Consider the following 13,051-nt stretch of genomic DNA (forward strand, 5'->3'; position numbering starts at 1 on the left):
GGGGGAATGTAGGGGAGCGGAGCTTTCTCCACTTTCCCTCTGGGAGGAGTGTCCTCACAAACAAAACGAACCGTTTGCTCCTTCACCCTCCCCCCCTCTTTTTTCGCTTCCCCCCCCGCTCCTACAGGGGAACAGTGAAGCTGCCGCGTTATAACCTAATAACGAACAATTCTATTTGGCTATAAAGAACAATCTATATCCTGCTCCCATCCGACAACGGGCTAGCGGGCAGATTGAGTAACGTATGGATGTAGGTTCTTTCGGTTTCACCATTGCCGGGCTGGTCGTGGGTTTCATCGTCGGCATGACCGGCGTCGGCGGCGGCTCGCTGATGACCCCGATCCTGCTGTGGTTCGGTATCAACCCTGCCACCGCCGTGGGCACCGACCTGCTCTACGCGGCAATCACCAAGGCCAGTGGCGTCTGGGTGCATGCGCGCAACAAGAACATCGACTGGAAGATCACCGGCTGGCTGAGCCTGGGCAGCGTGCCCGCGGCAGCGCTGACCCTGTGGTTCCTCAGCACCCTGCATGCCGACACCTCGGCACTCAACGCCATCATCAAGCAGGGCCTGGCGGTGGTGCTGATCCTTACCGCCCTGGCGATCCTGTTCAAGTCGCGCCTGCAGGCCTTCGCCAGCAAGCATGCAGGCGATCACTACCACCTCAGCGACCGCAGCCTGAACCTCCTCACCGTGATCACCGGTGTGGTGCTCGGGGTCATGGTCACCCTGACCTCGATCGGTGCCGGCGCCCTGGGCACCGTGGCGCTGTTCCTGCTCTACCCCTTCCTGGTGACCCGGCGCCTGGTCGGCACCGAGATCGCCCATGCCGTCCCCCTGACCCTGGTCGCAGGCCTGGGCCACGCGGGTATGGGCAACATGGACTGGTCGCTGCTCGGCTACCTGCTGCTCGGCTCGCTGCCGGGCATCTACCTCGGCAGCCACCTCACCGGCCGCATCTCCGATCGTGTGTTGCGTCCCTGCCTGGCGGGCATGCTGCTGTTGATCGGCTACAAGCTGGCCTTCTGATACTCCGGCGCCTCAGGCCGGCGCAAGACGCAGGCGCCAGATCTGTGTGCGGCTGAGTTCGAGCCGTGAGCACGGCGGGACGTCGATACACTGGTAGGCCCCGAGCGAACTGCCGAGCACTTCGACCATCGCGGCACGCATCACCATCGGATGCGTGACGGCCCACCAGTCACCGGGCGTGTCGAACGCCTCCAGCCAGTGCGCCACGCGCTTGTGCAGCGCGGCGAAGGACTCTCCACCATGGGGCGCCGCGTCCACATCGACCTGCCACCACGCCAGGGCTTCGCGCTGCTCGCGCTGCAACTGCTTGAGCGCAACGCCCTGCCAATGCCCCATGTCACAGTCGGCCAGCGCCGTCTCGATACGCACTTCGGGAGCGAGCCAGGCGGCGGTTTCACGGGCGCGCAGTTCGGGCGCGCTGAGCACCTGCACGCCTTCGGGCACAGCCTTCAACAACGGGGCATCACCCAGCACGGGATCGTCGCTCAACGGAAATCGCCCGGTTTTCTGGGCGCGGGTCAGGGCATGGCTGATCAGGGTCAGACGGACGGCTTTCACCTTGGAGCTCTCTGGCAATGAGGATTAGGGCATTGAGGAACGCTGCGCTAGGATCGCCAGTCTAACCCAGGCAATTAGCCATCAGAGTCGATTCGATGACCATCACCTCCCGCCCTCCTCCCGGTCCTGTTCTGCTCGCGCTGCGTGAAGGTACGCAGGCCTGCCACAAGACACTGGAGGCACGCCTGCCATTTTTCAGCGAAGGTTTCGACCACGATGCCTATCGCCGCCTGATCGAGGCGTACTACGGCTTTCACGCACCGCTCGAAGCATTGTTGGCGACGCACCAGGACAGTGGGCGAAACAAGGCGCCGGCACTGTGCCGCGACCTGCAGGCACTCAACCTGAGTGCCGAGCAGATCGACACGCTGCCGCTGTGCCGGCACTTGCCCGCCATCACCGATGAGGCCAGCGCGCTGGGTGTGATGTACGTACTGGAGGGCTCCACCCTCGGTGGCCAGGTGCTCAAGCGTGCCATGGCGCAGCGCCTGGGTATCGACGCCGACAGCGGCGGTGGTTTTCTCGATGTGTATGGCAGCGCCACCGCCAGCCAGTGGCGCGGCTTTCTCGAACGCCTGGATCGGCACCCCCTGCCACCCGAAAATCAGGCACGCACCGTGGCTGCGGCAGTCGCTACCTTCACCTGCTTCGAGCGCTGGCTGGAGCAGCGCGCGGTGTTGTTGCAGGCAATTGAATGCTAAGCGCCACCGTTGATCGACCTGAAAAACGTCACATACCCTGTAGGAGCGGGCTCGTCCCGCGATCGGGCGCGAAGCGGCCGTAGATCAGGCAACCGGGGTATTCCTGAAACACCTCGAAGCCCGGTTTTACGGCCGCTACGCGCCCGATCGCGGGACGAGCCCGCTCCTACACATATCAGAACGAAATATTCAACGCCGCAAACAGCGCCCTGCCCGGCTGGTTGTAGGTGTTGGCACCTGCGCTGCTGGCATTGCCGCCGCGCAGGATCTGCTTGTCGAACAGGTTGTTCACCCCCACCCGTACATCGTAGTTGGCGTTGAACCTGTACCCGGCACTGACATCCACCAGCCCATAGGCCTCGACGTCCTTCTGCGCCGCATCGTCATAGCGCTCCTGGGTGCGATAGTTCCAGGTCGGCGACTTCTGCTTGCCGAACCAGGTGCCCGCCAACTGCAGCGACAGCTTGTCGGTCGCGCGCCAGTCCAGGGTGGTGTTGACTGTGTACTCGGGGATCACCGACAGCGGCTCGCCGGTCTCACGGTTGTCGTTGTCGAGCATCCAGGTCAGGTTGGTGTTCCAGTCCAGGCTCGGGGTCAGCTCGATGAACAGGTTGCCCTCGAGACCTTCCACCCGCGCCTTGCCGGCGTTCTCCCACTGGGTCACACGGCTGCCGCCATTGATCGCGTAGACCACATCGGTGCCGCCGATGATCTTGTTCTGGTAGTCGTTGCGGAAATAGGTCGCGCTGGTGCGCCAGGTGCCGCGGTCATACAGCAGGCCGATCTCCTTGTTGACGCTGATCTCAGGCTTGAGGTCGGCGTTGCCCTGCAGGTAACAGCCGCCGGAGTTGGTCTGCCGCACGCTGCAGCCATTGCCGCGGCTGTAGAGCAGGTAGCTGGGGTTGGACTGGTACAGGTTCGGCGTCTTGTAGGCACGGGCGATGCCGCCCTTGAAGGTCAGTTCGTCGGTGATCTTGTGCGACAGGTTCAAGCTGGGGCTGAAGTTGTCGCCGAACGTCTCGTGGTGATCGAAACGCAGGCCAGGAGTGACGGTGGTTGCGCCGATGATGATGTTGTCCTCGACGAAAAAGGCATGGCTGCGTGCCTGCATCTTCGAATCGCTACGGTCGAAACCTGCGATCACGTTGTTGCCAGTACCTGTTGGGTCGGAGCTTTGCGGACGGAGCGAGCCCTGGTCGTTGAGGGTTTCATAGAGGTACTCGCCGCCGACGGTCAGCACGTGCTCCGTGGCACCCATTGCGAACGGCAGGTTGACCTCGCTCGACAGGCGCGTGTTGCGCAAGCGCGAGAATGCCGCATCGTTGCCGTTGATCGCCCCTTCGGTACGCCCGGCCATGCCCTCATTCAAGCGCCAGTTGCGCACGTATTCATAGGCCAGCACGGTCTTGCTGGTGCCCCAGGTGAAATCTCCCAGATGCGTCAGGTCGTAGGTGTTGCGCTGCATCACGTTGGTCTCGTGGCCATACAGACTGGAGATCAGTTCCGGGTTGCCACCGCCGTTGCTGTTCATGGTGTCGCCAGCGTAGATATTGCCCTGGCGGCTGTAGCCTGCGCTCATTTCCAGGCGATGCTCGTCGTTGAGCTTCCAGCTCAGCAGGCCGTTGATATCCTTGTTGCGCACACCCTCGCGCCCCGCCACGGTCGAGCTGCCGGCGTGTGCGGCGTTGATGTCCAGATCGTCGGCGTCGGTCTTGGCCAGGCCGCCGTAGAGACGAAAACCAAGCGTGTCGGTCAGGCCGCCACCGAGGTTGAAGTTGGCCCGGCGGCTGGCGCCCTCGGCGCTGTCCTCCGGCATCAGGGTGTACAGGCTGACATTGCCCTTGAGTGCTTCGCTGGGGCGCTTGGTGATGATGTTGACCACCCCGCCCATCGCACCCGAGCCATAGCGAGCCGCCGCAGGGCCACGCAAGATCTCGATGCGCTCGACCGCTTCGGCTGGCACCCAGTTGGTTTCGCCGCGGGTATCGCGGTCGCCGTTCCAGCCATAGCGCACCGCGTTGCGTGCACTCGATGGCTTGCCATCGATCAGGATCAGGGTGTTTTCCGGGCCCATGCCGCGCAGGTCGATCTGCCGGTTGTTGCCACGGGCGCCACTGGCACTGTTACCGGTGAGGTTGACCCCCGGTTCGCGGCGGATGATGTCGGACAGGTCATTGGCCGGCGGGCGGCGCTTGATGTCCTCTTCGGTGATGACCGACGATCCCAGCGCCTGGCGCGCTTCGCGCTCGGCGGTCACCAGCGTATCCTCGATTACCAGCGCCTGCTCGGCGAATGCTGAAGTCGCTGCCACAGGCGCGGCCAGGGCGACGATGGCCAGGGCCAGGCGGTGCGGGGAAGATCGGGTGTGCATCGGTACATCTCCTGAAATCGTGTGCGAGAAGCAAGCCACGCCCCGGTCGGCGGGCCCCTCGCCCACCGGCCCGGCAAAAGGCGGGTCCGTCAGGGATGGTGAATATAACGATTCTCAAATAGGTTTAAATCTTATTTACGAAATTTACAGATTGCCCGTAAACCCGACTGGCAGACACCCGTACCCGAGGCGGGCTAGACCAGCACCGCGCCCAAAGCATTGATGGCCTGCACCAGCTGTGGCGCGTCACCCTGTACCCGTACCGCCAGCCCTTCGATCTCGCGACGGACCGGATACTGCTTGCGCAGCAGGTCGAATGCCGCACGTTGCTCGGTGGGATCCTCGCTCAGGCTGCGACGAAAATCCGCATCGTCGCGACGCGGGTCGTAGACCGCACGGCACAGGGTTGCCAGCGCCCAGGCCGGGTCGGCGCTGGCATCGAAGTCCAGGCGTGCCAGAGCTGGCGACGGCAGCAGGTCGGCCAGTTGCACCTGCTCCGGCAAACCTTGCGAACGGCAGAAAGCCTGGTAGATCTGCGCGGTCCCGCGCTGCTTGCCATCGAGGCTGTAGCCAGCGATATGCGGCGTGGCCAGGGTGCACAGGTCGGCCAGCGCCAGGTCGACCTGTGGCTCGCCCTCCCAAACATCCAGCACCGCGTGGACATCCTCGCGGTGCAGCAGCAGCTCGCGCAGGGCGTCGTTGTCCACCACCGGCCCGCGGCTGGCATTGATCAGCCAGGCCCCTGGGCGCAGGCGGGCCAGTTGCTGCGCACCGAGCAGATGCCAGGTCGGATGTTCGCCGCCGCGTTGCAGCGGGGTATGCAGGCTGATGGTGTCACACTGCTCAAGCAACGTGTCCAGGCTGACGAAATCGCCCTCTTCGCTGGCTGCGCGCAGGGGATCGCACACCAGCACCCGCCAGCCCAGGCCCCGCAGTACACGGACCAGACGCCCGCCCACCTCACCGGCTCCGACCACGCCATACACCCGCTTGGGCAGCTCCACGCCATCGAGCTCGGCCAGGGTCAGCAGGCTGCCCAGCACGTAGTCCACCACGCCGCGGGCGTTGCAGCCAGGCGCGCTGCTCCAGTGGATACCGGCCAGGGCGAAGTAGTCGAGATCGAGGTGGTCGGTGCCGATGGTGCAAGTGCCGACGAAGCGCACCTTGCTGCCTTCGAGCAGTTGCCGGTCGACGCGGGTGACCGAGCGCACCAGCAGCAGATCGGCATCCCTGACGCAGGCGGCATCGATGGCCCGGCCGGGGTAACGGCGGATTTCGCCGAATCCAGCGAAGAAGGCATCGAGCAGCGGGATATTTTCGTCGGCAACGATCAGCATGGGTGCTCTCCTGTCAGGGGAGCGCAGTGTAGGCGCTGTGGCCGACGCGATCCAGCTCAGTCGGCCTTCTTGCGTATCCAGTACAGGTAGGTGCCGGCGTCTTCCTGCTGTTGCACCAGTTCATGGCCGAGGAAGGTGCAGAACTTGGGGATGTCGCGGCGGGTCGAGGGGTCGGTGGCGATGACCTTGAGCAGGCCGCCGGCAGCGAGGTTGCGCACGTGCTGATGCAGCATCATCACCGGCTCCGGACAGTTCAGGCCGGTGGCGTCGAGGGTCGCGTCTGGGGTGAAGTCGGTCATGGTGGGCTCCGCAAATTGAGGGGTATTGTCGCGCAAACCGCGTGCAGGTCAAACAGGGGCCGCAGCACGGCCCCGATCGCTTCAGCGCGGCTTGAGGTCGAGCCGGCGAAGGTGGCAAGTGACCTCTTCACGGTCGTGGTACAGCTGCTTGCAGGCGATCGACACCTTGACCTTGCGCGCCTTGAACGACGCCTCGATGCGATCGAGCAACTTGCGCACTTCGGCGTGACGCTGCTTCATTGGCAGTTTGAGGTTGACCACGGCCTCGCGGCACAACCCCTCGCCCAGCCAGGTTTCGATCAGCGAGGCCGTGCGTGCGGGCTTCTCGACGATGTCGCAGACCATCCAGTCAACGGTCTGCTTGGGCTTCCAGGTAAAGCCGTCGGCCATCAGGTGCTGCACCAGCCCGGTGTCCATCAGGCTTTCGGCCATCGGACCGTTGTCGATGGCGGTGACCAGCATGCCGCGCTTGACCAGTTGGTAGGTCCAACCGCCCGGCGAGGCGCCCAGGTCGACGCCGGTCATGTCGTCGTTCAGGCGTTGGTCCCATTGATCGCGCGGAATGAACTGATGCCAGGCTTCTTCAAGCTTGAGGGTCGAGCGGCTCGGCGCCTCGCGCGGGAACTTCAGGCGTGGGATGCCCATCGGCCAAAGCGCCGAATTGCCCGCCTCGGCCAAGCCGAGAAACACCCGCCGACCGCTGATGAAGGTCAGCAGCAGACGTGGTTTGCTGGCGTCATCGACCAGGCGCCCGGCTTTCTCCAGCGCCTTGCGCAGCGGCACTTCGAACTTGCGGCAGAAGGTCGACAGCTCCTTGCCATCGTTGCTGTCGAGCACCTCCAGCCACAGGCTGCCACACACCGGCAGGCCCGCCAGGTGTTCGAGCAGCACGCTGATCCGGTCGGTTTCCGGCAGCTCGACGAAGTCGCCGCGCGCCCATTGGCGCGGAAAGATCAGCCGGTCGAAGCGCAGCTCACGCATCAGACGTTCGGCGCCGCCCTCGTCGAGGCAAACGAACTCGGCGCTGGCGCTCTGCGGCTTGCCCTTGGCATAGCCGGCCACACCCAGGTGCGCGGCGTGTTCGCTGATTTCGGCGCAGACCTCGCCCTCGAAGCCGGGCCGGCAATGCATGAACAGGGTATTCATCTCTTACTCCACATCTCTGGCGCAGACAGCGCCAGGGCGGCGAATGATAAAGGAAGTTCGGAACCTGCGACACGCCCCGCAGGTCCAGAACAACGTCAGGGCCGCCAAAGCGGTCTAACCTGACTGTTCAGCCTGGCCCGTGCCGTGCGGGCCGATACAGAGCGGTGACACCGGCAACCACGACGGCCGGGCACCGGAGCACAAGGAGTTGGCAATGCCCTCGCTCGATAGCCTGAAAACCCTCAAGCCCCTCCAGGTGGCCGACCGCGCCTACCACTATTTCAGCCTCACCGAGGCCGCCCGCCAGTTGGGCGACCTGCAACGCCTGCCCATGTCGCTCAAGGTCCTGCTGGAAAACCTGCTGCGCTGGGAAGACGGTAAAACCGTCACCGGCGACGACTTGCGAGCGCTGGCCGGCTGGCTGAAAGAGCGGCGCTCCGACCGCGAGATCCAGTATCGCCCCGCGCGGGTACTGATGCAGGACTTCACCGGCGTGCCCGCCGTGGTCGACCTGGCCGCCATGCGTGCGGCCATGGCCAAGGCTGGCGGCGATCCGCAGCGGATCAACCCGCTGTCGCCGGTGGACCTGGTGATCGACCACTCGGTGATGGTCGACCGCTACGCCACCGCCGAAGCCTTCGAACAGAACGTCGACATCGAGATGCAGCGCAACGGCGAACGCTACGCCTTCCTGCGCTGGGGCCAGAGTGCCTTCGATAACTTCCGCGTGGTGCCGCCGGGCACGGGTATCTGCCATCAGGTCAACCTGGAGTACCTCGGCCGCACCGTGTGGACCCGCGAGGAAGACGGGCGCATCTACGCCTTCCCCGACACCCTGGTCGGCACCGACTCGCACACCACCATGATCAACGGCCTGGGCGTGCTCGGCTGGGGTGTCGGCGGCATCGAGGCGGAGGCGGCGATGCTCGGCCAGCCGGTGTCGATGCTGATCCCCGAGGTGATCGGTTTCAAGCTCACCGGCAAACTGCGCGAAGGCATCACCGCCACCGACCTGGTGCTGACGGTCACGCAGATGCTGCGCAAGAAGGGCGTGGTCGGAAAGTTCGTCGAATTCTATGGCGACGGCCTGGCCGACCTGCCCCTGGCCGACCGCGCCACCATCGCTAACATGGCGCCGGAATACGGCGCCACCTGCGGCTTCTTCCCGGTCGATGACGTCACCCTCGACTACCTGCGCCTGTCCGGTCGCCCTGACGAGACCGTGCAACTGGTCGAAGCCTACTGCAAGGCCCAGGGCCTGTGGCGCCAGCCGGGCCAGGAACCGCTGTTCAGCGACAGCCTGGCACTGGACATGCACGAGGTCGAAGCCAGCCTCGCCGGGCCCAAGCGCCCGCAGGACCGAGTGGCGCTGTCCAAGGTCAGCCAGGCCTTCGACGGCTTCATCGAACTGCAACCCAAACCCCTGGCCAAAGAGGTCGGACGCCTGGAAAGCGAAGGAGGTGGCGGTGTTGCCGTGGGCAATGCCGACCAAGCCGGCGAGATCGACTACACGCACAATGGCCAGACCCACAAACTGCGCGACGGCGCGGTGGTAATCGCGGCCATCACCTCCTGTACCAACACCTCCAACCCCAGCGTGATGATGGCCGCCGGGCTGGTCGCCAAGAAAGCCATCGAGAAAGGCCTGGCACGCAAACCCTGGGTCAAGAGTTCGCTGGCGCCAGGCTCGAAAGTGGTCACCGACTACTTCAAGGCGGCCGGCCTTACCCCCTACCTGGACCAGTTGGGCTTCGACCTGGTCGGCTATGGCTGCACCACCTGCATCGGCAACTCCGGCCCACTGGACGACGCCATCGAGAAAGCCATCGGCAGCGCTGACCTGACCGTGGCCTCGGTGCTGTCGGGCAACCGTAACTTCGAAGGCCGGGTGCACCCACTGGTCAAGACCAACTGGCTGGCCTCACCACCGCTGGTGGTCGCCTATGCCCTGGCCGGCAGCGTGCGCGTGGATCTCACTCAGGATGCCCTGGGCACTGGCAAGGACGGCCAGCCGGTGTACCTGCGCGATATCTGGCCCAGCCAGCAGGAAATTGCCGACGCGGTGGCCAAGGTCGATACCGCCATGTTCCACAAGGAGTATGCCGAGGTGTTCGCCGGTGACGCCCAGTGGCAGGCCATCGAAGTGCCCCAGGCCGCCACCTACGTCTGGCAGGACGACTCCACCTACATCCAGCACCCGCCCTTCTTCGACGATATCGGCGGCCCGCTGCCGGACATCGGCGACGTGCACGGGGCGCGCATCCTCGCGCTGCTCGGCGATTCGGTGACCACCGACCATATTTCCCCGGCAGGCAACATCAAGGCCGACAGCCCGGCCGGCCGCTACCTGCGCGACAAGGGCGTAGAGCCGCGTGACTTCAACTCCTACGGCTCACGTCGCGGCAACCACGAAGTGATGATGCGCGGCACCTTTGCCAACATCCGCATCCGCAACGAAATGCTCGGCGGCGAGGAAGGCGGCAATACACTGCATGTGCCCAGCGGCGAAAAACTGTCGATCTACGATGCAGCCATGCGCTACCAGGCAGAAGGCACGCCGCTGGTGGTGATCGCCGGGCAGGAATACGGCACCGGCTCCAGCCGCGACTGGGCTGCCAAGGGCACTAACCTGCTGGGGGTCAAGGCCGTGCTGGCCGAAAGCTTCGAGCGCATCCACCGCTCCAACCTGGTGGGCATGGGTGTACTGCCCTTGCAGTTCAAGGCCGGGGATGATCGCAAGCGCCTGGGCCTGACCGGCAAGGAGCGCATCGACGTACTAGGGCTGACCGGCGCGCAAATCCGCCCGGGCATGACCCTGCAGTTGCGCATCCTGCGCGAGGATGGCCAGCCGCAGGAGATCGAGGTGCTGTGCCGGATCGACACGCTCAATGAAGTCGAGTACTTCAAGTCGGGCGGGATTCTGCACTACGTGCTGCGGCAACTGATCGCCGGTTGAAGGGAAGGCATCGCGGGTTCGCTCGCGATGCTTCTGCGACGTGTCCTGGCGTCCTCGGGGTGAGTCAAAGCATCATATCGATTTGCCGCTAACCGGATTACAGATGTCGCCTGCCCACTGGATCGCCCTCGCCCTGCTTGGTCTCGGTTATGCCGTGGCCCTGCTCCATGGTCATTTGGGCCTGGCCGCCCTGCCCGCCTTGCTCGCCCTGTGTTGCACCGCACTGCTGGTGCGACAGCGCTCGGGCTGGCAGCGGGCCCTTGGGCACACCTTGTTCATCATTCTGGTCGGCGCCCTGGCGTCGCACTGGTTGCCCGGTTTCGCAAGTGCGAAGGTCATCGACAGGGTGGTATTCAGCGAAGGCGCGCTACCGTTTTCCATGTACCTGAACCTGGACAAGCCACTGATCGGCTTCTGGCTTCTGCTGGCCTGCCCATGGGTCCTGACCCTGCGCGGACGCGGCGTGCTTTCCAGTGTCGGACTGGTACTACCGCTGACCCTGATGGCCTGCCTGGGCGGCGCCTGGTCGCTTGGAATGGTGGGGTGGGCGCCGAAATGGCCGGAACAAACCTGGATATGGGCCCTGAACAACCTGTTGCTGGTCAGCCTGACCGAAGAGCTGCTGTTCCGCGGCTATATCCAGGGTGGGCTGCAACGCCTGTTCAGGCATCAGGGGCTTGCACTGATCGCGGCCGCACTGTTGTTCGGCCTGGCGCATCTGGCCAGCGGCTGGCAGTGGTTCTACCTGGCAAGCCTTGCGGGCCTCGGCTACGGCCTGGCGTATCGACTCGGCGGCTTGCCCGCTGCGGTGCTGTGCCATTTCGCCGTCAACCTGACCCACTTCGCACTGTTTACCTATCCGATGCTGGCCCCGGCCTGAGCAATGGGTCATGATCGGACCATAACGTCATAAATCGTTAAAAATGCTGACATCTTGGGTGCAACTGCAAGCAACAAGCCGACTCCCTAGCTGATGGCTCGTAGCCACCCACTGTCCCAGGTCAAGTAAGTTAAATAATCATTCAATAAAACCATGGGCTTGCCGATACCTGTGGAAAGCCTTGCGGATTGAACAGCCAATGCGTAACAACCAGCCGATTACCCAGAGAGAACGGACTTTCCCTGCCCAGCAGCGGTTGATTTCCACCACCAACGCCAAAGGCGTGATCACCTACTGCAACGATGCCTTCATCGAAATCAGCGGTTTCTCACGCGAAGAACTCACGGGTGCGCCACACAATCTGGTACGCCACCCTGACGTGCCCTCGGCGGTGTTCGCCCACATGTGGCAGACCCTCAAGCAGGGCCTGCCGTGGATGGGGATCGTCAAGAACCGCTGCAAGTCAGGCGACCATTATTGGGTCAATGCCTACGTCACACCGATCTTCGAGAACAACCAGGTGGTCGGCTTCGAATCCGTTCGGATCAAGCCGACCGCCGAGCAGATCCGCCGTGCCGAAGCACTGTACCAACGCCTGAACCAGGGCAAGTCGGCGGTGCCGCGCCGTGACAAGTGGTTGCCGGTGCTGCAGGACTGGCTGCCGTTCATTCTCATCAGCCAGATCGGCTTCCTCATCGGCAACTGGCTCGGCCACTCCTGGGGCTTTGCCCTGGCCGCGGCCGTTTCCGTCCCTCTCGGCCTGCTTGGCCTGACCTGGCAGCAGCGCGGCCTCAAGCGCCTGTTGCGCCTGGCCGAACAGACCACCTCCGACCCGCTGATCGCGCAGATGTTCACCGACAGCCGTGGCGTGCAGGCGCGCCTGGAAATGGCCATGCTCAGCCAAGAGTCGCGCCTCAAGACCTGCCTCACCCGCCTGCAGGACAGCGCCGAGCACCTGAGCGACCAGGCGCGCCAATCCGATGTGCTGGCGCACAAGAGTTCGTCGGGGCTGGAGCGCCAGCGTGTGGAGACCGAGCAGGTCGCCGCTGCCGTCAACCAGATGGCCGCCACGACGCAAGAAGTGGCCAACCACGTGCAGCGCACCGCCGATGCCACCCAGGAAGCCAATCGGCTGACCAGCCAGGGGCGCCAGATCGCCGGGGAAACCCGCGAAGCCATCGAACGCCTCTCTGCAGCAGTGGGTGAAACCGGCCAGACCGTCACCCAGCTGGCCAAGGACAGCGACGAGATCGGTGGTGTGGTCGATGTGATCAAGGGCATCGCCGACCAGACCAACCTGCTGGCGCTCAATGCCGCCATCGAAGCGGCTCGCGCGGGTGAAATGGGCCGGGGCTTCGCCGTGGTTGCCGACGAAGTGCGCCAGTTGGCGCAACGTACCGCCGAATCCACCGGCCAGATCCACGGCCTGATCGCCAAGCTCCAGCAGACAGCCAGCAACGCTGTGCAAACCATGGAGACCGGCCACCGTCAGGCCGAGGAAGGCGTGGAGCGGGTGATGCAGGCCGACCAGGCGCTGGTGGGGATCAGCGAAGCGGTGGCCAACATCACCGACATGGCGACCCAGATCGCTGCTGCCACCGAGGAGCAGACCGCAGTGGCGGACGAGATCAGCCGCAACATCAGCACCATTGCCGACCTGGCCGACCAGACCGCAGAGCAGGCGCAGCATTCGGCACTGCTCAGTGAAGAGCTGACCAGTACGGCGGGAACGCAATACTCGCTGGTGGAGCGGTTCAACCGCTAAGCGACAAA

10 protein-coding genes are annotated in these 13,051 nt (G+C 64.3%); 5 read left to right on the top strand and 5 right to left on the bottom strand.

The features are described 5' to 3' along the window. Positions 1-244 precede the first annotated feature (244 nt). Positions 245-1,030: a sulfite exporter TauE/SafE family protein gene (locus ACPZMI_RS09800; protein ID WP_054892440.1), complete on the top strand. Its 786-nt coding sequence runs from the start codon at positions 245-247 to the stop codon at positions 1,028-1,030. 12 nt (positions 1,031-1,042) lie between these two features. Here the strand turns inward: ACPZMI_RS09800 and ACPZMI_RS09805 are convergent, their stop codons facing one another. Further along, on the bottom strand, positions 1,043-1,588 hold the full coding sequence (locus ACPZMI_RS09805) for a histidine phosphatase family protein (protein WP_186711802.1): 546 nt from the start codon (positions 1,586-1,588) through the stop codon (positions 1,043-1,045). A 95-nt stretch (positions 1,589-1,683) separates the two neighbouring features. On the opposite strand from ACPZMI_RS09805, the gene ACPZMI_RS09810 reads away from it, so the two are divergent. Further along, entirely contained in the window at positions 1,684-2,289 is a 606-nt protein-coding gene (locus ACPZMI_RS09810; protein ID WP_288375555.1) for a biliverdin-producing heme oxygenase, read from the top strand. A 175-nt stretch (positions 2,290-2,464) separates the two neighbouring features. Here the strand turns inward: ACPZMI_RS09810 and ACPZMI_RS09815 are convergent, their stop codons facing one another. The 4 genes from ACPZMI_RS09815 to rlmM form a co-directional block, all read right to left on the bottom strand. After that, on the bottom strand, positions 2,465-4,660 hold the full coding sequence (locus tag ACPZMI_RS09815; protein ID WP_426352133.1) for a TonB-dependent siderophore receptor: 2,196 nt from the start codon (positions 4,658-4,660) through the stop codon (positions 2,465-2,467). 194 nt (positions 4,661-4,854) lie between these two features. Beyond that, entirely contained in the window at positions 4,855-5,997 is a 1,143-nt protein-coding gene (gene pdxB, locus ACPZMI_RS09820; RefSeq protein ID WP_186709941.1) for a 4-phosphoerythronate dehydrogenase PdxB, read from the bottom strand. Positions 5,998-6,053: 56 nt separating this feature from the next. Further along, positions 6,054-6,296: a sulfurtransferase TusA gene (tusA, locus tag ACPZMI_RS09825; RefSeq protein ID WP_054892445.1), complete on the bottom strand. Its 243-nt coding sequence runs from the start codon at positions 6,294-6,296 to the stop codon at positions 6,054-6,056. Positions 6,297-6,377: 81 nt separating this feature from the next. Beyond that, complete coding sequence (rlmM, locus tag ACPZMI_RS09830; protein ID WP_186709939.1) at positions 6,378-7,442, bottom strand: 23S rRNA (cytidine(2498)-2'-O)-methyltransferase RlmM; 1,065 nt, start codon at positions 7,440-7,442, stop codon at positions 6,378-6,380. Between the two features lie 214 nt (positions 7,443-7,656). Between rlmM and acnA the strand changes: the two genes are divergently transcribed. The 3 genes from acnA to ACPZMI_RS09845 all read left to right on the top strand — a co-directional run bounded on the left by acnA (position 7,657) and on the right by ACPZMI_RS09845 (position 13,043). Then, positions 7,657-10,398, top strand: a complete 2,742-nt coding sequence (gene acnA / locus ACPZMI_RS09835) for an aconitate hydratase AcnA (RefSeq protein WP_426352134.1) — start codon at positions 7,657-7,659, stop codon at positions 10,396-10,398. Between the two features lie 103 nt (positions 10,399-10,501). Further along, positions 10,502-11,278: a CPBP family glutamic-type intramembrane protease gene (locus ACPZMI_RS09840; protein WP_426352135.1), complete on the top strand. Its 777-nt coding sequence runs from the start codon at positions 10,502-10,504 to the stop codon at positions 11,276-11,278. Between the two features lie 199 nt (positions 11,279-11,477). Continuing rightward, positions 11,478-13,043, top strand: coding sequence for a methyl-accepting chemotaxis protein (locus tag ACPZMI_RS09845; protein WP_186666695.1), 1,566 nt, complete (start codon positions 11,478-11,480; stop codon positions 13,041-13,043). Positions 13,044-13,051: the final 8 nt, after the last annotated feature.

Source organism: Pseudomonas wayambapalatensis (assembly GCF_049942315.1).
Classification (GTDB): domain Bacteria; phylum Pseudomonadota; class Gammaproteobacteria; order Pseudomonadales; family Pseudomonadaceae; genus Aquipseudomonas; species Aquipseudomonas wayambapalatensis.